The 22,436-nt window shown below is 70.3% G+C and carries 26 protein-coding genes; 13 read left to right on the top strand and 13 right to left on the bottom strand.

Features of this window, described 5'->3' with window-relative positions; translation table 11 throughout:
• Nucleotides 1-68: 68 nt before the first annotated feature.
• The 7 genes from FHS44_RS37400 (at nt 69) to FHS44_RS37370 (ending at nt 4,738) form a co-directional block, all read left to right on the top strand.
• The gene (locus FHS44_RS37400; protein WP_184724667.1) at nt 69-827 is read left to right on the top strand and encodes an IclR family transcriptional regulator; all 759 of its coding nucleotides are present in this window, start codon (nt 69-71) and stop codon (nt 825-827) included.
• 107 nt (nt 828-934) lie between these two features.
• Nucleotides 935-1,654 carry a DUF433 domain-containing protein gene (locus FHS44_RS37395; RefSeq protein ID WP_246436666.1) on the top strand — a complete coding sequence of 240 codons (720 nt, stop codon included), beginning with the start codon at nt 935-937 and terminating at the stop codon, nt 1,652-1,654.
• 9 nt (nt 1,655-1,663) lie between these two features.
• Entirely contained in the window at nt 1,664-2,107 is a 444-nt protein-coding gene (locus FHS44_RS37390) for a PIN-like domain-containing protein (RefSeq protein WP_184724663.1), read from the top strand.
• 64 nt (nt 2,108-2,171) lie between these two features.
• Complete coding sequence (locus tag FHS44_RS37385) at nt 2,172-2,870, top strand: dienelactone hydrolase family protein (RefSeq protein ID WP_184724661.1); 699 nt, start codon at nt 2,172-2,174, stop codon at nt 2,868-2,870.
• 63 nt (nt 2,871-2,933) lie between these two features.
• Nucleotides 2,934-3,476 (top strand): VanZ family protein, encoded by a 543-nt coding sequence (locus FHS44_RS37380; protein ID WP_184724659.1) that lies wholly within the window; start codon nt 2,934-2,936, stop codon nt 3,474-3,476.
• 150 nt (nt 3,477-3,626) lie between these two features.
• Nucleotides 3,627-4,379 (top strand): GntR family transcriptional regulator, encoded by a 753-nt coding sequence (locus FHS44_RS37375; protein ID WP_184724657.1) that lies wholly within the window; start codon nt 3,627-3,629, stop codon nt 4,377-4,379.
• A gap of 122 nt (nt 4,380-4,501) precedes the next feature.
• Nucleotides 4,502-4,738, top strand: coding sequence for a hypothetical protein (locus FHS44_RS37370; RefSeq protein WP_184724655.1), 237 nt, complete (start codon nt 4,502-4,504; stop codon nt 4,736-4,738).
• A gap of 189 nt (nt 4,739-4,927) precedes the next feature.
• Here FHS44_RS37370 and FHS44_RS37365 read toward each other — a convergent pair whose 3' ends face one another.
• Nucleotides 4,928-6,007 (bottom strand): polarized growth protein Scy-related protein, encoded by a 1,080-nt coding sequence (locus tag FHS44_RS37365; RefSeq protein WP_246436639.1) that lies wholly within the window; start codon nt 6,005-6,007, stop codon nt 4,928-4,930.
• Between the two features lie 172 nt (nt 6,008-6,179).
• Between FHS44_RS37365 and FHS44_RS37360 the strand changes: the two genes are divergently transcribed.
• The 3 genes from FHS44_RS37360 to FHS44_RS37350 all read left to right on the top strand — a co-directional run bounded on the left by FHS44_RS37360 (nt 6,180) and on the right by FHS44_RS37350 (nt 8,509).
• Entirely contained in the window at nt 6,180-6,722 is a 543-nt protein-coding gene (locus tag FHS44_RS37360; protein ID WP_184724649.1) for a gamma carbonic anhydrase family protein, read from the top strand.
• 48 nt (nt 6,723-6,770) lie between these two features.
• Nucleotides 6,771-8,114, top strand: coding sequence for a hypothetical protein (locus tag FHS44_RS37355; RefSeq protein WP_184724646.1), 1,344 nt, complete (start codon nt 6,771-6,773; stop codon nt 8,112-8,114).
• Between the two features lie 206 nt (nt 8,115-8,320).
• The gene (locus FHS44_RS37350; RefSeq protein WP_184724820.1) at nt 8,321-8,509 is read left to right on the top strand and encodes a hypothetical protein; all 189 of its coding nucleotides are present in this window, start codon (nt 8,321-8,323) and stop codon (nt 8,507-8,509) included.
• Nucleotides 8,510-8,596: 87 nt separating this feature from the next.
• On the opposite strand, the gene FHS44_RS37345 is transcribed toward FHS44_RS37350, so the two are convergent.
• From FHS44_RS37345 to FHS44_RS37320, 6 genes are all read right to left on the bottom strand, one after another.
• Nucleotides 8,597-8,878: a metal-sensitive transcriptional regulator gene (locus tag FHS44_RS37345; protein ID WP_184724643.1), complete on the bottom strand. Its 282-nt coding sequence runs from the start codon at nt 8,876-8,878 to the stop codon at nt 8,597-8,599.
• A 51-nt stretch (nt 8,879-8,929) separates the two neighbouring features.
• Complete coding sequence (locus tag FHS44_RS37340; RefSeq protein WP_184724639.1) at nt 8,930-10,021, bottom strand: glycosyltransferase; 1,092 nt, start codon at nt 10,019-10,021, stop codon at nt 8,930-8,932.
• Nucleotides 10,018-10,821 carry a hypothetical protein gene (locus FHS44_RS37335; RefSeq protein WP_184724636.1) on the bottom strand — a complete coding sequence of 268 codons (804 nt, stop codon included), beginning with the start codon at nt 10,819-10,821 and terminating at the stop codon, nt 10,018-10,020. Before FHS44_RS37335 ends, FHS44_RS37340 begins: the two co-directional genes overlap by 4 nt.
• 156 nt (nt 10,822-10,977) lie before the next feature.
• Nucleotides 10,978-13,128 (bottom strand): (Fe-S)-binding protein, encoded by a 2,151-nt coding sequence (locus FHS44_RS37330; protein ID WP_184724633.1) that lies wholly within the window; start codon nt 13,126-13,128, stop codon nt 10,978-10,980.
• Nucleotides 13,129-13,300: 172 nt separating this feature from the next.
• Complete coding sequence (locus tag FHS44_RS42605; RefSeq protein WP_184724630.1) at nt 13,301-13,921, bottom strand: TetR/AcrR family transcriptional regulator; 621 nt, start codon at nt 13,919-13,921, stop codon at nt 13,301-13,303.
• Nucleotides 13,918-14,751 (bottom strand): sugar phosphate isomerase/epimerase family protein, encoded by an 834-nt coding sequence (locus FHS44_RS37320; RefSeq protein ID WP_184724627.1) that lies wholly within the window; start codon nt 14,749-14,751, stop codon nt 13,918-13,920. Before FHS44_RS37320 ends, FHS44_RS42605 begins: the two co-directional genes overlap by 4 nt.
• A gap of 168 nt (nt 14,752-14,919) precedes the next feature.
• On the opposite strand from FHS44_RS37320, the gene FHS44_RS37315 reads away from it, so the two are divergent.
• From FHS44_RS37315 to trxA, 3 genes are all read left to right on the top strand, one after another.
• On the top strand, nt 14,920-15,618 hold the full coding sequence (locus FHS44_RS37315) for a class I SAM-dependent methyltransferase (RefSeq protein ID WP_184724625.1): 699 nt from the start codon (nt 14,920-14,922) through the stop codon (nt 15,616-15,618).
• 83 nt (nt 15,619-15,701) lie between these two features.
• A complete protein-coding gene (locus FHS44_RS37310) occupies nt 15,702-16,082 on the top strand; it encodes a MerR family transcriptional regulator (RefSeq protein WP_184724623.1) in 381 nt (126 codons plus the stop codon).
• Nucleotides 16,079-16,393, top strand: coding sequence for a thioredoxin (trxA, locus tag FHS44_RS37305; protein ID WP_184724621.1), 315 nt, complete (start codon nt 16,079-16,081; stop codon nt 16,391-16,393). The genes FHS44_RS37310 and trxA overlap by 4 nt, the downstream gene beginning before the upstream one ends.
• 44 nt (nt 16,394-16,437) lie before the next feature.
• Here the strand turns inward: trxA and FHS44_RS37300 are convergent, their stop codons facing one another.
• Genes FHS44_RS37300 through FHS44_RS37275 form a run of 6 tightly spaced genes read right to left on the bottom strand, consistent with a single transcriptional unit; the run spans nt 16,438 to nt 22,249 of the window.
• Nucleotides 16,438-17,424: an LLM class F420-dependent oxidoreductase gene (locus tag FHS44_RS37300; protein ID WP_184724619.1), complete on the bottom strand. Its 987-nt coding sequence runs from the start codon at nt 17,422-17,424 to the stop codon at nt 16,438-16,440.
• Nucleotides 17,421-19,007, bottom strand: a complete 1,587-nt coding sequence (locus tag FHS44_RS37295) for an ABC transporter substrate-binding protein (protein ID WP_221461754.1) — start codon at nt 19,005-19,007, stop codon at nt 17,421-17,423. The genes FHS44_RS37300 and FHS44_RS37295 overlap by 4 nt, the downstream gene beginning before the upstream one ends.
• Nucleotides 19,004-19,762, bottom strand: coding sequence for an ATP-binding cassette domain-containing protein (locus tag FHS44_RS37290; RefSeq protein WP_184724616.1), 759 nt, complete (start codon nt 19,760-19,762; stop codon nt 19,004-19,006). Before FHS44_RS37290 ends, FHS44_RS37295 begins: the two co-directional genes overlap by 4 nt.
• Nucleotides 19,759-20,526, bottom strand: coding sequence for an ABC transporter ATP-binding protein (locus tag FHS44_RS37285; protein WP_184724613.1), 768 nt, complete (start codon nt 20,524-20,526; stop codon nt 19,759-19,761). The genes FHS44_RS37290 and FHS44_RS37285 overlap by 4 nt, the downstream gene beginning before the upstream one ends.
• On the bottom strand, nt 20,523-21,308 hold the full coding sequence (locus tag FHS44_RS37280) for an ABC transporter permease (protein WP_184724610.1): 786 nt from the start codon (nt 21,306-21,308) through the stop codon (nt 20,523-20,525). The genes FHS44_RS37285 and FHS44_RS37280 overlap by 4 nt, the downstream gene beginning before the upstream one ends.
• The gene (locus tag FHS44_RS37275) at nt 21,305-22,249 is read right to left on the bottom strand and encodes an ABC transporter permease (RefSeq protein WP_184724607.1); all 945 of its coding nucleotides are present in this window, start codon (nt 22,247-22,249) and stop codon (nt 21,305-21,307) included. The genes FHS44_RS37280 and FHS44_RS37275 overlap by 4 nt, the downstream gene beginning before the upstream one ends.
• Nucleotides 22,250-22,436: the final 187 nt, after the last annotated feature.

Genomic DNA, 22,436 nt, shown 5'->3' with positions numbered 1-22,436 from the left:
CTCCTCACGAAAGGACCATGCTGGTCACTACGTATGGGTATAGGCCTGGCCGTCCCACTTGGGCAACAATGAGTTCCGTGAAACGGAACCCCGACCGCCTCTCGGTGCTGGAGAAGTCCTGGCTCGTGCTCGACGCGTTCCGCCCCACGGGAGGCCCGCTGCGGCTCACCGAGGTCGCGGCGCGCTGCCACCTTCCCAAGACCACCGCCTTCCGGCTGCTCACCGAGCTGACCGAGATCGGGGCTGTCGCCCGCCGCGACGACGGCTACTACCTCGGCCGACGCCTGTTCGAACTCGGTTGCATCGTGCCCCTCGAACGCGACCTGAGACACGCCGCCCTGCCGTTCATGCACGACCTGTACGAGGCCACCCACGAGACCGTGCACCTGGGGGTGCGCGACGGCCTCGACGTGGTCTACGTGGAGAAGATCCGTGGCCAGGAGGCCTTCGCCCTGCCCTCCCGCGTCGGCGGCCGGCTCCCGCTGACCTGCACCGGCATCGGCAAGGCACTGCTCGCCTACTCGGGGCCCACGCTCATCGAGGAGGTCCTCGGCCGCCCGCTGCGCCGCCTGACCCCGCACTCCATCGTGGACCCCAAACGCCTTGAGGAGACGCTCGGCCAGATCCAGGCGGCGGGCCTGGCCTACGAACGTGAGGAGTCACAACTCGGCGGCGCCTGCATCGCGGCCCCGGTCTTCGGCGACGGCATGGCGATCGCGGCCCTCTCGGTCTCCGTCCCCCTGGCCCGCTTCCAACCAACCCGCCTGGCCCCAGCAGTAAAAGCCGCCGCCCTCGGAATCTCCCGAGCCCTCACCCGCGGTATCTGAGTCTTCGTCCGGAAAGTCCCGCGCATCGAAACGACTCGAGATGGAGATCATGTGCGCGTACGGATCGTTTTCTCTACCCTGCCCTTGAAGGAGGTGGCACCGTGACGATGCCGAACACCGGCGAGAAAGCCGGACTGATCAACGACTTTCGTTATGTCACCCCCATTTATTCCAAAAGTCAGGCGGCCGACCTGATCGGTGTCCCCCGCCAGACCTTCCGCAACTGGGCCGTCGGATACGCCTACAAGCGCATCGACGCGCCGTTCGTGGTGGCCGAGCCGATGGTGACCACGGCGGGCACACATGGCTCGACCGTGCCGTTCGTCGGCCTGGCCGAGGCCTACATGCTGGCCGCCTTCCGCAGCGCCAAGGTCCCGATGCAGCGCATCAGGCCCGCGATCCGATGGCTGGAGGACAACATCGGTCTGGAGCAGGCCCTGGCGAGCGAGCGGCTGATGACCGACGGCGCCGAGGTCCTCTGGGACTTCAAGGAACGCACCAGCGACCCGGCGGAGAGAGAGGCCGTGGACGGGCTGGTCGTCATCCGCAGCGGCCAGCAGGTCTTCCGTCCGGTCGTGCGCGACTACCTGCGGCGCGTCTCCTATCAGGACGGCTGGATGAAGGTGATCCGCCTTCCCGGATACGAGGAGGTCGACGTGACTGTCGATCCCTGGATCAACGGAGGGCAGCCGACCCTGGCACGCAGAGGAGTCCGGCTGAACGACGTCCTCAGCCGCCTGCGGGCCGGAGAGGACAGACACGACGTCGCCGAGGACTACGACCTGCGGTTGGAAGAAGTCGAGGCGCTCGTTCCGCAGGCCGCGTGAGGCCGGTCGGTGGCTGACGAGGCTCGGACGTCGGGACTGACCTTCTTCCTCGACCGGGGACTGGGCTCGCGCATCGTGCCCAACGCGCTCCGCGAGGCCGGATGGGTCGTGGAGACCATGGACGAGCGCTACGGCAAGGACGACTCCCAGCGGATCGCCGACACCCAGTGGATCGAGGAGGCGACGCTCCGCGGGGATCTCCTGATCTGCAAGGACCTCGCCATCACCCACAACGCCGTCGAGGCCCGCGTGATCTACATGAGCGGCGCCCGCGTCTTCGCCCTCGCCAAGGCCAACGTGGTCGGCAGGGAGATGGCCGAGCTGCTCCTGGCCAACGAGGAGCGGATCATCGAGGCGGCGAGACGAGTGGCCGAGCCGTTCGTCTTCGCCGTCAGCCACAACGGGCTGCGCAGGACACGCATCCGCTATCCGACGGCCGACGAGGCCCCGTGACGCGCTCTTCGGGGTGGGATGCGGTTCACTGGGCTGATTGAAGGTGTCGGCTCAGGAGGATCGTGTGGAGAACCGCGTCGAGAAGGTGGCTGTGGCGGACGGGGCGTTCGACCTGCATCTGTGGGTGCCCGACGGTGGTCACGGGCCGGTCGTTCTACTGGTCCAGGAGATCTACGGGGTCGGGCCGTACATCAGGGGGGTCGCGGAGGAGCTCGCGGGGCTGGGCTATGTGGTCGGCGCGCCTGACCTGTTCTGGCGGATCCAGCCGGGGTGGGTAGCCGGGCACGACGAGGCCGGGACCGCGGAGTCGCTGAAGATCGGGGCGCGGTTCGACGTTCCGCAGGGGGTCTCGGACGCGGCGGCGGCGCTGTCCCTGCTGCGCGCGCTGCCCGAGGCGGATGGCCGCGCCGGGGTCGTCGGGTTCTGCCTGGGCGGGTCCGTGGCCTACCTGCTCGCGGCGACCGTCGAGGCGGACGCGGTGCTGTCGTTCTACGGCTCCGCCGTACCGGACGCGACGGGGTTGATGGAGCGGATCGCCTGCCCGCTGCTGATGGTCTTCGGCGGTTCCGACCCCTACATCCCCCGCGACCGGGTCGCCCTGGTCGAGGAGGCCGCCGCTGGGCGGCCGAACGTGGAGGTCCACGTCGCGGAACAGGCCGGGCACGCCTTCCTCAACTACGAGGCGCCGCAGTTCCACAACCCGGAGGCCGCCCCCGCCGTCTGGGCCCTCGGCCTGGACTTCCTCAACCGCCACCTGCGCTGAGCCCGGGACCTTGCTTCGAGGTCACCTTCCTGTACCCCGGGGTTGTCCCGGCATCATTGCCCCATGCGACAGGTCTGGGACCTATGGGGAAATGTCATCATCGCGAGTGTCCTGGCGGTCCCGCTCGCCCTGCTCGCCGTCCGCCTCCTGGCCCGCCGCCGTGCCCGTGACGGCCACCCCTCCCCTGTCCGTACGGCTGCCGCCGACGTCGCCATGGTCGTCGGGACCGCCCCCTGGATCTGGATGATCCTCACTCCGCGCCAGGCCCCGAGCACCGTCAACCCGGTTCCGTTCCGCGACCTCGCGGAGCTGTTCCACGGCCCGGCCGTCACGGTGTTCGTGCAGGTCGGGGGCAACCTTCTGGTCTTCGCCGCGCTGGGCGCCCTGCTGCCGACGCGCGTCCCGCGCCTGGCCTCCCTGGCGGGGGTCGCCATGGTGGCCGCCGGGGCGTCGTGCGCGGTCGAACTCCTCCAGTACGGCCTGCGCCTCGGCCGGGTGAGTTCCGTTGACGACGTGCTGGTCAACACGGCGGGAGCCGTACTGGCCGCGATGGTCACGCGGAGGTGGTGGGCGCCGCGGATAGCGGCCGGGGTCGGTAACCGGTAACGGACCGGAAAAACTCCCGTCATTCGTCACACAGGCACGATCCGCTCAAAAGAAGCACGGGACCATCGTCTGCATCTGTGCGATCGTGGACAAGACGGGGCAAGTTCTCTGGAGACGCCAAACCCGGTTGGTGACAGAGGGTGATATAACGTGCAGCAATCCCCGGTTCCTCCCGAGCCCCCGATCTACCGGCGCATTGCCGATGGGCTTCGCGAAGCGATCCTGTCCGGCGCGCTCAGAGACGGGGACCGGCTTCCGGGCGAGAACGCCCTGATGGCCGAGCACCGCGTAGCGCGCGCGACGGCCAGACAGGCTCTGTCCGTGTTGATCAACGAGGGCCTCGCCGTTCCCAAACGCGGCTCCGGGGTCTACGTGCGGCTGTTCCGGCCGATCAGGCGGCACGGCTCACGCAGGCTCGCGCAGCGGCAGTGGGGACAGGGCCAGGCGATCTGGGACTCGGACACCGCGGGGCGCCCCTACGCCGTGGACGAGGTCGAGATAGACAGGGAGGTCGCCGAGGAGGAGATCGCACGTGTCCTGGGCGGCGCCGAGGTGTGGGTCCGGCGCAGACGCTACTCGGTCGACGGCAGACCCGTGCAGCTTTCGGTCTCCTGTTTCCCCGCCGCCCTGGTCGAGGGCACCCCGATCACCCGGCAGGACACCGGCCCCGGCGGCGTCTACGCGCGCCTGGGCGATCTCGGCCACGCCCCCGCCCACTTCACCGAGGAGGTACGGGCCCGCATGCCCCACCCCCACGAGACCGTCCAGCTCGACCTGCCCGCGGGGACCCCGGTCATCGCGATCGGCCGCGTCGCCTACACGGCGGAGGGGGTGGCCGTCGAGGTCAACGAGATGGTGCTGGACGCCGCGTCCTATGTACTCCAGTACGACTTCGACGCATAGATCAAGGCGACTCGTCAAGCGATAGGTTGACCTGTCTCCCACGATCATTGATTTCTCTAGAGAAGTGCTTCACCGTCGAGAGGTGGACGTCGCGAGGGCCTGGGCGCGGGGAAGGTGCATAGATGTCATTCGATCGGCATCTGGCGGAAATCGCCCGGGAGTTCCCCAAGTGGACGATCTGGCGGAGCGACGCGGGGCGGTGGTGGGCAACCCGCCACCACCCGCTGAGCTCCGCCCAACGTGACCTCGGGTGCGCGATGACCATCGACGCGGACGATCCCGAGAAGCTGCGCGAGCAGCTCAACAAGCAGCAGGAGCTCTCCGACGGGCCAGAAAGCCCGATGGACGGGAGCGCCTGAGAAAGCCGCCCGGTGCCTGGTTCAGCGGATCACGCGGCCCCGGCACCGGGCTCCCAATCACGAAAGGCCCGCGACCCTATCGGGGGCGAGGGCCTTTCGCCTGTGCTCGTGCGGGCCGCTTGAACTCGCGGCCCGGACACGCGTGGGATGTGACACGCCGGACGTCTCCTCCTCGCCCGTCGTGGGAGGCTACGCGCGGGAGACGTACTCGTCGCTGCCCGTCCGGCCGCGCCGTTCCTTCTCGTCACCGTCGTCCTCGACGATCACGCGGACGGCCTCGACGTCGGACTCGACGACGAGCAGGGTCTCCTCCTCCTGGCCGTCCCGCGCCTGGTCGCCCGGCGTGAAGTCGGCCCTGGGGCTGAAGAAGTCCTGCCCGGAGAAGTCACCCTCGGGGGCGCCCTCCTGGACCACGGAGACCGACTGCGGGGCGTCGGGGGCGGGCAGGGCCTGCTGCGCGGGGGCCGGGGGCAGCACGGAGGCCTCGTCGATCAGCGGGCCCGCCGTGCTCTCGCGGTGGAGCAGGTCGCCGAGGACGGCGCCCATCTCGTTGAGGCGGCGCATGACCTCGTGGTGGGTGTCGGTGAGATATGTCACCCTGCGTCCGGTCGTCTCGTCCAGGACCGTGGCGCGCTGCTGGGCCGACGTCAGGGTGGCGTGGGCCTCGGCGTTGGCGGAGGAGACGGTGGACTCGGCCTCGATGCGGGCGCTCTCGATCATGCGCTCCGCCTCGTGCCTGGCCGAGGTGAGGAGGCGGTCGGCCTCCGCGCGGGCCGCGCGCAGGGTCTCCTCGGACTCGGCGCGGGCCGCGGTGACGGTCTCCTCCGCCTCGTTGCCCGCCTGGGAGAGCATCTGCTCGGCCGCGTGCGTGGCCTCGGAGACGCGTCGCTCCGCCTCCTGCTGCGCGGCGTTCAGAATGCCCTCGGCGCGCTCCATCGCGGAGGTGACCATCCGCTCGGCCTCGGTCGCGGCGTCGTCGCGGAGCTTGGTGGCCTCGGCGTCGGCGACCTGCCGCTTGGCCGCGGCCTCCTCCTCGCCGAGTTTCAGGATCTGGCTGAGCCGTTCGCCGAGCTCGTCGTAGTCCTGCGGGGCGTCGGAAAGCCGCCGACGAGCGTCAGCCAGCTCCGCACGACTCTGTTCGACCTGGTCGATCGCCCGCGTGAGTCGTTCCTCCAGATCGCGGATCTGGTTGCGGGTCCGGCTCATGTAGTCGTGGACCTGGCGGCGGCTGTAACCGCGCATGACGACCTCGAACGAGTCCTCATGCATCAGATCGGGAAAGCTCTCGTGCTGGTTTGTCATCGCGCTACCCGTGGAGGTTGTGTTACGGAAAAGGAGACGTCAGGAGACGACTTTCCTGCTTACTGCCCAAGACCGCAACCGGAACGCGCCACCGGCTTGCCGAAATATCGGGCATCAGCCCCCCTCGTACCATCGATCCATGAACGCCACCCCGTACGTCGCGGCCCTCGACGGCGACGCGACGCCCCTGATCCATCCCGACGCCTACGTCGCCCCCGGAGCCGTGATCGTCGGCCGTGTACGGCTCGGCCGCGCCTCCAACGTCTGGTACGGATCGGTCCTTCGCGGCGACGACGAACTCATCGAGGTCGGTGAGGAGTGCAACATCCAGGACCTGTGCTGCCTGCACGCCGATCCGCGCGAGCCCGCCGTGCTTGAGGACCGGGTCAGCCTGGGGCACAAGGCGATGGTGCACGGGGCGCACGTGGAGACGGGCGCGCTCGTCGGCATCGGGGCGATCGTGCTCGGCGGGGCCAGGATCGGCGCGGGCTCGCTGGTGGCCGCGGGCGCGCTGGTCGGCCCCGGCAAGCGGATTCCCGCCGGGGTGCTCGTCGCCGGGGTCCCCGGCAGGATCGTCCGCGAGCTGACCGACGAGGACCGCGCCTCCTTCGCCCGCACCCCGGACGGATACATCGCCAAGGCCGCCAGACACCGCGCCGCGACCGCCGTACCGCCCTTCTGAGTCCTCTGTGGCCGCCTTGGGTCTCCCGCCGAGGGGGTGATGGGTAACATGACCGCCGTGCGGCACTGGGACGGGTTCGACGCCATCGAGAGGGACGTGCGCGCCCTGGTCGCCGATCCCCGCTGGGCGACGCTGCCGCCGATCGCACGGGCCGAGGCCGTGACCTCGCGTGTTCTGGTCACCCCGGACGGCGGTCGCTGGCTGTTCGGCGCGCGCGGCCGGTGGTACCGCGAGGACCCGGCCGACGGCCGCTGGCACCTGACGCCCCCGCCCGCGGATCCGAACCTGCGCGCGGGGGCCAGGGTGGTGCGGGCGCCGTCGCTGGTCCCGCCGCAACTGGTCCCCGCCATCCACGACCTCAACACCGACCGCGGCTCGGTGCAGGGGTTCGTCGGGCCCGACGTGCCGTACGAGATCACCGAGCGGTTGCGTGACCTGGTCGTCTCCCAGCGGGGCAGGCGGGTGGCGGACTTCCCGCTCACGGGTCCCTTCACCGAGTTCTTCGCCGGGGAGGTCCCCAGCCCCGTCGCCGCGATCTGGGGCACGCTCATGTGGTGCGCCCACGCCCCGGCCTTCGACGGCAACGAGGTGCTGCTGTCGATGTTCGGCGAGTTCCTCGCCCGCCCGCTGCCCGGCGACGAGTGGGTGCGCTGGCTGCCCCCCGCCTCGCTGGCCGACCTGGTCGCCCTGTACGGCGAGCGGGTCAGGGCGGGGCACCCCGAGGCGGGGCTGCGGCTGGTCGGGCTGATGGCGGACACGGCCGCGACCATCAGGTACGACGCGCGCTTCAGGCCGAGGGCGAACGCCCTGCTCGCCATGGTCGATCCGCTGCTGCGCCGTACCGGACCCGATCCGTCGGTCGCGCACTACGGCGACGACGCGGTACGGCAGGCGTGGTTGTCGCGGTGCCCGCCGAACGTGACGCTGCCGGACTCCTCGCCCGGGGAGCACTTCCAGCACGCGGTCTACGACCTGGTGGGGACGCTGGGGTTCCTGGTGCCCAAGGGCGCGGAGCCCAGGGCGGTCGCGGCCTCGCTGCTGGCTGCCGACCTGTCGGCCTTCGGGCCGAGGGCCGCGGACCCGCTCTATCCGTGGCTCGATCCCGAGCTGCGGCACATCCTCCACGTGGTGCTCTCCGACCCCTCGCATCCGTTGCGGGGGTGCTGGCCGCGCTCGGGAAGGTTGCCCTCCGCGCTCAACCCGCCCGACCGGGCGGGGGCCGCGGCGCTGCTGGGGGCCGCCTACGCGCTGGGGCTCGCGTGGTGCGGGCTGACGGGCACGCCAGTGCCCGAGCGGGGGTTCACCACGGCCGCCGCGGTGGTGCACCGGCTGACGCACGAACGTGACGATCCCGTCCCGGGAACCTCGGGAACCTTCCCGCGTCACTTCTGACAACCTTCTGCCCGATTAACTCACAGATTTAGTTATTTCACTCCTGTAACCGCTGTATCTCCTGTAACCCTTATATATCTCGCAATTTGCCGAATTGTGATCTCAAAATCGGGAAACGATCCCGATGGGGCTGTGGTGGTGTCATGAGGAATGGTCCCGATGGGCCATGGGCACGAAACTCCTCCCACCGTAACCTCAGAGAGGGTGTGGGCTGCGGAAGGAAGGACGACGCGGTGGGGCACGACGACCTGGACTCAAGGGTCCACGACCGTGTCGCGTTGGACGAGATCGCGCTCTACGCGGAGGTGTTGAGCGCCGTTGCCACCAGCGAACGGCCACTCACCTTGGCGGAGCTCGACAACGCGCTCGGATTGAGCGCCTCGGCGATCTGCTGAGGCCGGTGAGAGAACCATCTGAACGACCTAGTCCCGGACTCCCCCTTCGGAGTCCGGGACGTAGTTCGTGAAGGGTCCTGTGACTAGTTACGAACGGACGAGGCGCGCGATCGCCGCCGAGGCCTCCTTGATCTTCTCCTGGGCCTCGGGTCCGCCGGAGCTGACCGCGTCCGCGACGCAGTGCGAGATGTGGTCCTCCAGGAGGCCGAGCGCCACCGCCTGGAGCGCCCGCGTCGCGGCCGACACCTGGGTCAGCACGTCGATGCAGTAGGCGTCCTCATCGACCATCCGCTGCAGGCCTCTGATCTGTCCCTCGACCCGCCGCAGCCTGGTCAGATAGGCCTGCTTGTCTCCGCTGTAGCCATGCATGTCCCAACGGTACCCGTGTCACGGCCGACGGGAAGGGGGCACTTTCCCCCCTCACGCGGCCCCTCGGGAAGAGGAGGAGGTCAGCAGCCTCTCCCACTGTCCGGCGACCACCGGAGCTGTGTGTACGGCCGCCGCCCCGAGCGCGCCCGCGGCCAGTTCCCTGCGCCGCCGCTCGTCGTCGATGAGCGCCAACAGCGCCCCCGCGTAGGCCTCGATCTCGGCGCCCCCCTCGGCGACCAGGACCCCGCTGCGCCCCTCGACCACGAACTCCCCGGGCCCGCTCGGGCTGTCGAAGCCGATCACCGGCACCCCGCTGGCCATCGCCTCGATCACCGTCATCCCGGGCGTCTGCGGCGTCTCGGCCCGCGAGGTCACCGCGACGATCGACGCCTTGGCGAACTCACCGCTCAGGTCGGAGGTGGTGCCCATGAAGTAGACGTGGTTGTGCAGGTTCAGGTCCTGGACCAGCCCCCTCAGCCGCCTCTCCTCGGGGCCGCCGCCGTACAGGCGCAGGCGCCAGTCGGGGCGCTTGTCCGCCACGACGGCGAAAGCGCGGATCAGCCGGTCGTAGGCCTTGACCGGCACCCAGCGCCCGCCCGCGGCGACGATGCGGTTGTCCATGCGGGAGCGCGGCCACGGCCCGGCGGGCAGCGCGTCGGGGATCAGCCTGACCTCGGCGCCGCCGTGCAGGAGGTGGTCCCAGTCCTGTCTGCCCCGCTCGGTGGCGGCGACCACGGCGTCGAGACGGGGGTAGAACTTCGTGATCGGCCCCGGCGGGGAGGGACGGCCCCACTCGCGGGCGACGCGTACGGTCTCACGGGGGACGTGCCTGGCGACCAGGACGCTCAGGCCGGGCCTGGTGGCGATGACCGCGTCGGCCCGCAGGACGCGCAGCCGCCGCCACAGGGCGACCTCGGTGTGCACCTGTCCCCTGGGCAGCAGGTGCCGTACGCCGGGCCGCTCGTCGATGACCCACGAGAGGGTCACCTTCGGGGAGATCGGGAAGAACGGCCTGTCGCGGTGGCGCCGTACGCTGAGGATCTCCACCTCGTGGCGCTCGGCCAGCTCGTTGGCGAGGTTGACCACGGACCTGACGTCGCCACGCATGCCACAGACCGAGGGGACCAGCAGGCAGATCCTCATCCACCGACCTCGATCGTGAGCTCGTCGTCGGCGGTGTAGCGGGGGCGGATCGGCACCCCGTCAACCTTGGTCGCCGGATAGTGCAGGCGGCGGCGCTTGCCGTTCACGTCGTCGAGCCTGGAGGCCAGGCGCAGCGGGGCGGGAAGGTCGTCGATCTCCAGCGAGGGCGCCCAGGCCGTGGGCTGGCCGGGGTCGTCGGCCGCCACGTCGCACAGGTCGCACAGGGAGAGGGCGGCGTGGAAGCGCACCCCCTGGACCGTCGCGACCGAGGACAGCGCGGTGCCCGAGGCGTCGTGGCGCAGCGACAGGCGCGCCTCGTGCCGGGACTCGTCGTCGTCGAGACCGGTGTAGGCAAGCAGGCCGGTGACCTCGAACCTTCCCTCGCGGAACCACACCGCGCGGACCTCGGCGACCGGCTCGGCCTCGTCCACCTTCAGGGCCAGGAAGCCGTTGCGGGTCCGGTACGCCCGGTAGGACATCGTGCGCCTGCTCAGCGCGTAGGCGTCGATGTGGTCCAGGGAGAAGCCGGGATCGACGCTGTGCAGCCTGGTGCGCGACCCGTCCTGGGTGACGTAGGTGTCCCAGCGGCCGGGGCTGAGCGGCAGCGGGGCGAGTGAGAAGGCGAGCGTCGCGTCACGCGCCCTGGCCGCCGTGGCCCCCAGCGCCAGCCTGTGCTCGACGGACGTGCCCCGCTGGCGCAGGACGAGCTCGCTGCCCGCGCTGAGGGGTTCGTCGATGGCAAGGCGGAGGGACAGGACGTCAGCCAGGGTGACCTCGGCATCGGTTACGACGACACGCACCGTTGGCCCCCTCCCCGTCGAACGGCTGCCGCGACGTTGAGATTACCGTGATTTTTCTGTTATAGACAGGACAAGTTTCAGACCATCTGTCCTTTTCGCGGAATCTTGACCGCATGTCAGGTACGGCCCGCAAGAAGCGGGCCGTACCTGGAGGATTCAGACCGGCTGGGTGGGCTGTCCCTTGATGGACTTGATCAGCAGCTGGGAGACATCGACGACCTCAAGCGTCTCCTTGGCCTCACCGGTGTTCTTCTTCTCGTTGATCGAGTCGCCCAGCATGACCAGACAGAACGGGCAGGCGGTCGAGATGGTGTCCGGGTCGGTGGTCAGCGCCTCGTCCACGCGCTCGGTGTTGATGCGCTTGCCGATCCGCTCCTCCATCCACATGCGCGCGCCACCGGCGCCGCAGCAGAAGCCCCGCTCCTTGTGCCGGTGCATCTCCTGGGTCTTGACGCCGGGGACCTTGGCCATGATGTCGCGCGGCTGGGAGTACACCTTGTTGTGGCGCCCGAGGAAGCACGGGTCGTGGTAGGTGATCTTCTCCTCGATCGGCGTGACCGGGACAAGCTGCCCCTCGTCCACCAGCTTGGCCAGCAACTGGGTGTGGTGCACGACCTCGTAGGTGCCGCCGAGCTGCGGATACTCGTTGGCGAGGGTGTTGAAGCAGTGCGGGCAGGTCGCGACGATCTTCTTGACCCCGGCCTCGTTGAGGGTCTCGATGTTCTGCTTGGCCAGCATGTCGAAGATGTACTCCATGCCCAGGCGGCGGGCCGGGTCTCCGGTGCAGACCTCCATCGGGCCGAGCACCGCGAACTTCACGCCCGCGATGTGCAGCAGCTCGGCGACCGCCTTGGTGGTCTTCTTCGCCCGGTCCTCAAGGGCTCCGGCGCAGCCGACCCAGAAGAGGTACTCGGTGTCCTCGGGCATCTTCTCGTCCACGAGCTGGATCTCGATGGGGTCGTCCTCGCGGCTCGCGAGCTCCTCGATCCAGTCGGCCCGCTTCATCTCGGACATCCCCCACGGGTTGCCCTTGTTCTCCAGGTTCTTGACCATGACGCCGGCCTCGGACGGGAAGTTCGACTTCACCATCGCCTCGTAGCGGCGCATGTCCAGGATGTGGTCGATGTGCTCGATGTCCACCGGGCACTGCTCGACGCAGGCGCCGCAGTTGGTGCACGACCACAGCACGTCGGGGTGGATGACGCCTTCCTCGCCGACCAGCGGCTTCTCCAGCAGGGCGAGCACGTCCTTGGGCAGGTCTTCGCGCTGCTCCTGGGTCGCCGACAGGTACGGCGCGATCTTGAAGGCGTGGTCGCGCTGGTCGATGATGAGCATCTTCGGCGACAGCGGCTTGTCGGTGTTCCACGCCGGGCACTGCGACTGGCAGCGGCCGCACTCGGTGCAGGTGTAGAAGTCGAGGAAGCCCTTCCAGGTGGTCTCCTCGATCTTGCCCCTACCGAGCCTGTCGCCGTCGAGGTCGTCGTCCTCGAAGTCGACGACCTCGCCGTCGATCCGCACCGGCTGGGCGGGCCCGTTGCCGTCGGGCCGCCGGGAGAACAGCACGTTCAGCGGCGCCGTGAAGATGTGCAGGTGCTTGGAGTTCACCACGATCACGAGGAAGACCAGCATGACGCCGATGTGCAGCAGCAGCCCGACGCCCTCAAGGACCTCGTTGGCCGTCTCACCCAGCGGGTGCAGCACCGCGGCGGTGGCCTCCGAGGCGAACGCGCCCGAGGCGTAGGGCAGGTTGCCGGTGTTGTAGGCCGCCCCCCTGAAGAGGAACATCGTCCAGATCACGTTGAAGATCATGAAGAGGACGAGCCAGGCGCCACCGAGGTGCGAGCCGGAGAAGCGTGACTTACGGCCCAGCTTCTTCGGCGAGTTCTTGACCCTGATGACCGCGAAGACGACCAGGCCGACCAGGGCGGCGACGGCGATGAAGTCCTGCAGGAAACCGAGCACCGGCCAGGTCCCGACGAGCGGGATGTGGAAGTCGGGCTTCCCGGTGACGGCGCCCTGGATCAGCGCGCCGTACGCCTCCAGATAGACCGTCGCCAGGATGAAGAAGGCCCACATGACGAAGAAGTGGGCGGTTCCCGAGGGGTTCCACTTCAGCAGTTTCCGCTGTCCGAAGACCTCGACGAGCTGCGCCTTGATCTCGGCGCCCACGTTGTTCCTGGCGTACTCGATCCGTTCCGGGGCCGGTGCTCCCACGGTGGCGAGCTTGTAGAGGAACAACACGCGACGCGCGGCGAGCGCGAGCGCGACGGCTGTCATGATCAGCCCGATGATCGCTACCCAGAGCACGGGTCCTCCCACAGACGGCGGTGGCTGTCAGTCGTACGACCGCGGCCGTCCACGGTTGCGACGGATCGTCCCGTGCCCCGCGGTGCCGTACGGCGGACGGCGACACACGACGACCATGGCCACCATACGGTCAACCGGTCCTGTAGAACAATAATCTGTCCGCCGGACCACTTCAGGACGCGGGGTCGAGATATCCCTGGACCGTGGGCGCCAGATGCCCGGCCAGCTCCTCGACCTCGACCGAGGCGATCGGTTCCAGCCTGAGCACATAACGGGCCAGCACCGCGCCGAAAAGCTGCGAGAAGGCCAGCTCAACCCGGATGGGCGGGATGTCCAGCGCCTGGGCCACCCTGCTGATCAGGGCGTGCGTCAGGAACTCGCGGATCATGGTCGCCATCCGCTCGTTGGTCATCGCGGTGCGGACCAGCGCGAGCAACGGCTGACGCGCCTGGGCGTGCGAGGTCATCGTCAGCACGAACCTGGCCAGCCGCTCACCCACCTCCTCGCGCGGCCCGGCCAGCAGCGCCGGGATCACCTCGTCGGGGTTGATCGGCAGCTCCATGGCCGCGACGAACATGCCCTCCTTGCTGGCGAAGTAGTGGTGGACCAGCGCCGGATCGACCTCGGCCCGCCTGGCGATGCCCCGCACGGTCGCCTTGTCGAACCCCTTCTCCGCGAAGGTCTCACGGGCCGCCGCGAGGATCTGCCCCCGCGTGTCGGCGGAGCCGGGCCTGCGCCCGAGCCGCCGCCCGCCCGCCGTACGGCCCGCACCGCCCTCGACGTGCTCGGTCACCCCCGCGCGCCCTTGGCCTTCGCCGCGCGTGAGGGGGCCAGGTGCCGCCGCGCGAAGGCCAGCGCCTCGGTGAGGTCCTCGATCCGTTCGGTACGGCCACCGGCCTTGCGGGTGTTGATCTCCAGCACGACCAGGCCGTCGTAGCCGTTGCCCGCCAGGCGCTCCAGGATCTCCGCGCACGGCTGGTTGCCCCGCCCGGGGACCAGGTGCTCGTCCTTGTTGGGGATGCCGAGGCCGTCGGCCAGGTGCAGGTGGGCGAGCCTGTCGCCGAGCTTGGCGGACATCTCCTTGGCGTCGGAACCGGAGACCGCGGTGTGCGACAGGTCCAGGGTGACCTGGGGGAAGTCGTAGTCGATCGGGTTCCAGCCCGGGGAGTAGGGGACCATCTCGTTGCCCCTGGCCTTCAGCGGGAACATGTTCTCGACCGCGAAGACCACGTCGGTCTCGTCGCGCATCCTGGCCAGGCCGACCTCGAACTCGCGGGCGTAGTCACGCTGCCAGCGGAAGGGCGGGTGCACCACGACCGTCCTGGCCCCGACCCGCTCCGCCGCCCGCTGCGCCCGCTGGAGCTTGACCCACGGGTCCTTGCCCCACACGCGCTGGGTCACCAGCAGGCACGGGGCGTGGATCGCCAGGATCGGCAGCTGGTAGTGGTCGCGCAGCCGTTCGAGCACGTCGACGTCCTGACTCACCGGGTCGGCGCCGACCATGATCTCGACCCCGTCGTATCCCAGCCGGGCCGCCAGCTCGAAGGCGTCGGGGGTGCGCTCCGGGTAGACCGACGCCGTGGACAGGGCGATCTTCGGGGTGGATGCTCGGGTAACGCTCATTCGGATTCCTCGCCTCCCGGCCAGAGCTCACGTGAGCGGGTTCCCCCACCGCCGTCGGTTCTCACACTCACGTTGCCAGCCTAAGCGCGCTTGACGAACGGTGGCGTACTACCCGGGTGACGTGGCGCGGATCACCGCCGCAGGACCGAGTTCACTACCTTTGGGGGCATGCCGCGGTTTGCCAAGGGCGCCATCCCCAGCCCGAACATCTGGAACACCCCGCAGGTCTACGAGCTGGAGAACCGGGCCGTCGACCCCGAGGGGCTCGCCGACGCCGCGATGGACGCCATCAGGCCGCTGACCGGCGCGACGGTCGTGGACATCGGCTGCGGCACCGGCTACCACCTGCCCTCCCTGTCCGCGCGGGCCGCGAGGGTGGTCGGCGTCGAGCCGCACGACGACCTGGTCGAGCTGGCCCAACGCCGCTGCCGCGCCCTGCCGAACGTGGACGTGCGCCGGGGAACCGCCCAGAGCCTGCCGCTGCCCGACGCCTCGGCCGACGTGGCCGTCGCCCGCTGGGCCTACTTCTTCGGTCCCGGCTGCGAGCCCGGTCTCAAGGAGCTCTCCCGGGTCGTACGGCGTGGCGGCACGGCCTTCGTGATCGACCTGGACGCCACGCGCGGCGCGTTCGGCCGCTGGTTCAGCGCCTCCCTCCCGTCCTACTCGTCCGCCGCCGTCGAGGAGTTCTGGAGGCGCAACGGCTGGCAGACCCAGCCCCTCGACCTGCGCATGGCCTTCGAGCGCCGCGCCGACCTGGAGGCCGTGCTCCGCATCGAGTTCACCCCGGAGGTCGCGGCGCGGGCCATCGCGGAGACGCCGGGGCTGGAGATCGGCTATCCCAACCTCCTGCGCTGGAAGCGGTTCTAGCCTGTCGGGAATGTCCGGTCCGTCCCGGGGCTTGACCCTGACACTGACGTCAACGTTTACCGTGGCGCCGTAAGGAGGACCGGATGCGGATCGGGGAGCTCGCCAGGCGGGCCGGGGTCAGCCCGAGGGCGCTGCGCTACTACGAGCAGCAGGGGCTGATCAGGGCACGGCGGACGGCCAACGGCTACCGGGAGTACAGCGAGGCGGATCTCAAGCTCGTCACCGAGATCAGGTCACTGCTCACGGTCGGGTTCACCCTGGAGGACGCCAAGCCGTTCGTCGCCTGCCTGCGGGCCGGGCACGAGTCGGGGGCGGACTGCCCGGAGTCGGTCGAGGTCTACCGGCGCAAGCTGGCCGAGATCGACGACGAGATCCGCGCGTTGCTGGTCCGCAGGGCGGAGGTCGCCGGACAGCTGTCCACGGCCTGCCCCGGATGCGTGCTGACGAAGCAGGAGAAAACATGATCACCCTGACCGCGGAGAACTTCGCCGAACAGGTGCTGGAGAGCGACAAGCCGGTCCTGGTGGACTTCTGGGCCGAGTGGTGCCCGCCGTGCCGCATGATCGCACCGGTCCTCGACGAGATCGAGACCGAGTACGGCGACCGCGTCACAATCGCCAAGATCAACTCCGATGACTACCCCGAGATCAGCGCCAGGTACGGCGTGCTCGGCCTGCCCACGCTCAACCTCTACAAGGACGGCGAGGTCGTCAGGCAGATCGTGGGCGCCAAGCCCAAGCGCCTGCTCCTGGCCGAGATCGAAGGCCACATCTGAGCCCCACGGGTCCTCCCCGCTCAGCCGGGAGGACCCGTGAACGCTCAGCGGGGGCCGAGCTGCCCCAGGACCCGCAGCACCGCCTCGGGATCGCCCGCCACACCGGGAGGCAGGGAGACGTACAGCTGCAGGGACGTGACCCCTGGCCGGTGGAACCTCGCGATCCGCTCCCGGCACTCCTCGGGGGTGCCGTTGACGAACAGCTCGTCCACGACCTCCCCCGGCAGGGCCCGCGCCGCCCCCTCGGTGTCCCCGGCGTCCCACAGCCGGTGGACCTCGGCCAGCGCCTCCCCCCTGCCGAGCCACTCCTGGAAGCGCCGGTACGGCTCGCGGTTGAGGATCCAGGCCAGGAACGGCCGGGTGGCGCGCCGTACGAAATGGGGGTCGTCGGAGGGGCAGACGAACACCTTGACCACCAGTTCCTTGCCCGGCGGCTGCGGCCCTACCGCCTCGACGATCTTGGGCACGTCCGAGGCGGCCAGCAGGTTGGAGATCGCGCCGTCGCCCTCCTCGAAGCCCATCCTGAGCATCCCGGGGCGCAGCGCGCCCACGATCACCTTCGGCGGCTCGACCGGGACCCACGGCAGCCGGTAGCCGGTGATCTCGAAGGTGTCGAAGGGGCCGGTGACGTACTCGCCGTTGAGCGCCCGTTTGAGGAAGCGCACCACGTCGCGGGTCCGCTTGAACGGCTCGGTGAACGGGATGCCGTTGATGTCGCTGACGTGGGCGGGCACCGAGGAGCCGACCCCGAGCAGCACCCGCCCCGGAGCCACCTCGGCGAGCGTGGCCGCGTGCTGCGCGAGTACGGCGGGGCCCCTGGTCTGCGCCGGGACGATCCCGGTCGCGAGCCGTACCCGCGAAGACCAGGCGGCGGCCAGCGCGAGCGGGGTGAAGGCGTCGTGGCCACCGCCCTCGGCGGTCCACACGTCGGAGAAGCCCAGGTCCGGCATGCGCTCGACGATGTGCCTGTGGGCGGCCAGCGGGATGCCCGGCAGCGGCAGCGTCACGCCCCACGAGGGTGCCCGGTTCACTTGGTCACCGTCACGGTGGTGAGGTCCAGGAACCACGACTGCGGCTGGACGAGCCCCTTGACCTGCGGGGACAGGGCACGCGGGTTGCGGTCGTTGACCACGAACAGCCAGGGCGCGTCCTGGGTGACCAGGCCGAGCGCCTCCCGGTAGCTCGCGCTCCGCGTCGCCTGCTCCGGTGAGGCGGCTGCCTTGGCGAGCAGCTCGTCGACCTTCCTGTTGGAGTAGTGGCCGGTCCAGAACGGGCTGTCCGTGCCGAGGAAGAGCGGCAGCAGCGCCTCCGACTGGAACAGCGTCGTGGACTGGGCGATGGCGTCGGCGCCGAACGGCACCTTGCCGGACGCCTCCTGCCCGAGCAGCGTACCCCACTCGATGGTCTTGATCGTGACCTTGATGCCGACCTGGGCCAGGTCCCGCTGGAGGCTCTCGGCGATCGGCACCGGCAGCAGGTTGCCCGAGCCCGCGGTCGGCACGACGACCGTGGTCTCGAAGCCGTCGGGCACGCCCGCCTCGGCCAGCAGCGCCTTCGCCTTCGCCGGGTCGTGGGAGTAGACGTCCCCGGCCGGGTCGTAGGCCGCGGTCGCCCTCGGCGCCGCCTGGTAGGCCGGGTCCGCGGTCCCCCTGAGCAGGTCCCTGGCCAGGGACTCACGGTCGATGGCGTAGTTGGCGGCGCGCCGTACCCGCACGTCGCTCCAGGGTTTCTTGGTGGTGTCGAGGATCCAGTACCAGAGGTGGTCGTAGCCGTTGGTCGGCACCTGGAAGCCGCCGTCCTTCAGCGCCGTCACGTCGTCGGGCGTGGGGTACTCGATCCAGTTGACCTCCCCCGAGCGCAGCGCGGCGAGCCTGGCCGCCGGGTCGGGGATCGGCCGCAGCACGAGCTTGTCCAGCTTCGGCGCGCCCCGCCAGTGTTCCTTGTACGGCAGCAGCTCAAGGCGCTGTCCCGGCACCAGGGAGCCGAACCTGAACGGCCCGGTCCCCACCGGGGTCTCCTTGCCGAACGCCGTGGGGCTGGCGATGTAGAGGTGGGCCACGTCGTCGGGCAGGTGGCCGTTGGGGGTCTTGGTGACGATCTCCACGTGGTGGTCGTCGATCTTGCGGTAGGAGGCGAACGAGCCCGCGTACTCCCCGGCGGCGGCCTGCAGGGCGGCGGTGGCGTGCGGGTCGCCCTTCTTGGTGTAACGGTCGTAGTTCGCGATCACCGCATCCGCATCAAACGGCGTCCCATCATGAAATTTCACGCCCTGTCGTAGCTCGAAGGTCCACGTCCTGGCGTCGTCACTGTGCGTCCACGACGTCGCCAGCGCCCCGGTGAGCGGCGCGACCCCTTCGGGTTTGCTCAGGTCGTAGCGGGTCAGCCCCTCGTAGAGCTGGAAGCCGACGAAGCGCTTGCCCTCGAACCCCTGCCCGTTGAGGACGGTGTCGGCGTTGGGCAGGTCGGTCGAGGTCATGCCGACCACCAGGGTCCCTCCGGTCCCTGGCGTCTGTGAGCTTGCGGGGGACGCGCCACCCTTGGCGGCCGAGCAGGCCGCGACGGTGGCGAGCGTCAGCGTGAGCAGCCCGGCCAGGGCGGTGACACGCAGTCTCAAGGGAGTTCTCCTGTCAGGGGACGTACGGCCGCCAGCAGCGACCTGGTGTAGGGATGGCGTGGGGAACGCCACAGCTCCCGGGTCGGCCCCCGCTCGACGACCCGGCCCTCCCGCATGACGAGCGCCCTGTCACACAGGTGCTCGACGACGGCGAGGTCGTGGGAGACGAACAGGTAGGCCACCCCGGTCTCCTGCTGGAGGCGGGCCAGCAGGTTGAGCACCCGGGCCTGCACGCTCCTGTCGAGCGCGGAGACCGGCTCGTCGCACACGACGAGGTCGGGTTCGGTGGCCAGGGCGCGGGCGATGGCCACCCGCTGCGCCTGCCCTCCGGAGAGCTGGGCGGGATACCTCGCCGCGTGCTCGGCGCCGAGGCCGACCCGTTCGAGCAGCTCGGGGACCCGGCTGACGGGCAGACCGTGGGCCCGGAGGTTGAAGGCGACCGACTCCCCGGCCCGCAGCCTCGGGTTGAGCGAGGTGCGCGGGCTCTGCGGGACGAACTGGATGCGTGCCCTGAGCTGGCGCATCCGGCGTTCCGGCAGCCGCAGCAGGTCGTGCCCGGCGAACCTCACGGTCCCCGCGTCGGGCCGCAGCAGGCGCAGCACCAGCCTGGCGGTCGTGGACTTGCCCGAGCCGGACTCGCCGACGAGGCCGACGGTCTCACCCGCGTTCACGGTGAGATCGACCCCGTCGACGGCGAGCGTCCCCGAGGGGAAGCGCTTGACCAGCCCCTCGGCTTCGAGCAGCGGCCCGCTCACGCCAGTCCCCCGGCCAGGGCGCCCCTGGGCACGCCGGGGCGGGGCTCGGCGTCGAGCAGCCTCCTGGTGTACGGATGTCCGGGGAGCCCGAGCACGTCCCGCGCCTCGCCGTACTCGACGATCCTGCCCTCGCTCATCACCGCGACCGTGTCCCCGACGAGCCGGGCCACCCCGATGTCGTGGGTGATCATCAGCAGCGTGGTGCCGAGGCCGCGGAGCAGGTCGAGCACCTTCGCCTGGACGGTGACGTCGAGCGCGCTGGTCGGCTCGTCGGCGACCAGCAGCCGTGGCCCGCAGGCGACCGCGACGGCGATCAGCGCGCGCTGGCGCAGCCCGCCGGACAGTTCGTGCGGGTAGGCGCGGGCCACCCGTTCCGCGTCGCGCACCCCGGCGAGGCCGAGCAGGCCGAGCGCCCTGCCCTTCGCCTGGCTCCGTGAGCCGACGATCCCGTGGTGGCGCAGCACCTCGCCGATCTGGGCGCCGATCCTCCTGAGCGGGTCGAGGGCGGCCGTGTGGTCCTGCGGCACGAGCCCGACGTCCCTGCCCAGGGTGAGCGGGCCGCCGTTGAAGGTGACGTGGCCGCTCACCGAGAAACGCCGCCCGAGCAGCCCGAGGATCGCGCGGGCGGTCACGGACTTGCCGCTGCCCGACTCCCCGAGCACGACCATCGCCTTCCCCTGGGCGATCTCCAGGCCGACGTGGTCGACGATCCGCCGTCCTCCGACCGTGACGGTGAGGTCCTCGACGAGAAGTCCCCCGTTCATCGCACACTCCTTTCGCCACCCGTGTGACCCAGCGCGGTGAAGGCGGCCGAGACCACGAGGACGACCACCGCGGGGACCGCGGCGACCCACGGCGCGCTGAAGGCGTACTGCCTGAGTTCGTTGAGCATCGAGCCCCACTCGGCGGCGGGAGGCGCGACCCCGAGCCCGAGGAAGGACATCCCTGCCGCGTAGACGACGGCAAGCCCGACCAGCGCCGTGCAGTAGGTGAGCGCGGCGGGAAGCACGTTCGGCACGACCTGGCGCAGCGCGATGACGTGACCCCGCGCGCCGGAGGCCCGCGCGGCCTCCATGAAGTCGGCGCTCCTGATCGCGGCGACCTCGGTCAGCACCACCCTGGCCACGGCCGGGGTGAGCACGATCGACAGCGAGACGACGGTGCCCGCGGGCCCGGCGCCGAGCGCCGAGGCGATGGCGATGGCCAGCAGCACCGCGGGGAAGGCGTAGAGCACGTCGAGCAGCCGCATGATCAGGTTCTCCAGAAGGCGCGGGCCGAGCCCGGCGGCGATTCCCAGGACGGTCCCCGCGAGGAGCGCGAACCCGACCGGCAGCACCCCGCCGAGCAGCGAGGGCCGCGCGCCCCAGATCAGCCTGCTCAGCAGGTCACGCCCCTGCCCGTCGGTGCCCAGCAGGTGCCCGGCGCTGCCCGGCGGCAGCAACCTGTCCCGCAAAACCCCTTCCGCCTGGCCGTACGGTGCCAGCCAGGGGGCGGTGAGCGCGGCGAGGGCGACCAGGGTGACGACGGCGAGCGCCGGGCGCCTCATCGGCGGACCCTGGGGTCGATCAGCCCGTGGGCGGCGTCCACCAGCAGGTTGATCCCGACGAACGCAACCGCGACGACCAGTACCCCGCCCTGGATGACCGGCAGGTCACGCTGGGACAGCGCGGTGAACAGCAGTTGCCCGAGCCCCGGCCAGGAGAAGATCGTCTCGACGAAGACCACGCCCTCGACCAGGTAGGCGAGCTGGAGTCCGCCGATCGTCAACAGTGCGGGAGCGGCGTTGTGCGCGGCGTGCCGCAGGACGACCCGTTCGGGCAGCCCCCGCGCCCTGAGGTGCTCGACCATCTCCCCGTCGAGCAGCCCGGCCATCGCCGTACGGAACATCCGCGCCGTCAGGCCCATCGGCACCAGGGCCGCAGCCGTGGCGGGCAGCACCAGGTGGAGCGCCAGGTCACCCGGCCCACCGGGGTCCGCCGCGTCATACATGCCTCCCGGGGGCAACGCCCCGGTCCCCACGGCGACGAAGGCGACAAGCAGCAGCGCTACCGCGTACTGCGGCGCCGAGATCGCCAGGGTCGCCAGGCCGTCGCACAGCCTGCCCGGCCACCGTCCGGGGAAGGCCGCCCCCGCCGCCCCGAGCAGCGCGCCGCCGACGACCACCGGCACGAACGCCGCCAGGGCGAGGATCACCGTGTTGCCGAGCGCCGCTCCCAGCACATCGACGACGGGGACCTGCCTGGCGATCGAGACGCCGAGGTCGCCGGTGAGCGCGTGGCCCAGCCAGCGGACGTACTGCTCGGGCAGCGGGGCGTCGAGCCCGAGCCGCGCGGTCAGCTCGGCCCTGCTCGCGGCGGAAGCCGACGGTCCCAGGAGGGCCGTGACCGGGTCGCCGGGGATCAGCTTGACCGTGACGAAGACCACCAGGCTCACCCCGAGCAGCGTCGGCACGGCCAGCAGCACCCTGCCCATGAGGAAGCGCCCCATGGAGCCGCTCCCGCGTTTCCACTGCGGACCCGCCGACGGCCTCGGCCCACGCGCGGGTACGGCGGGCGACCGGAAAGTGATCACGATACGACCCCGTCCTGCCACGTCCCAAAGACCCTTTTCATCCCGATATTGGGGGAAATCCGTAAAATCAGGCAGATAGCGATTTATGCTGATACCGGAGGTC

This window comes from Streptosporangium saharense (assembly GCF_014203715.1).
GTDB classification, from domain to species: domain Bacteria; phylum Actinomycetota; class Actinomycetes; order Streptosporangiales; family Streptosporangiaceae; genus Streptosporangium; species Streptosporangium saharense.
The sequence above is the reverse complement of the archived record's forward strand: the minus strand, read 5'-3'. Positions and strand labels throughout refer to the sequence as shown.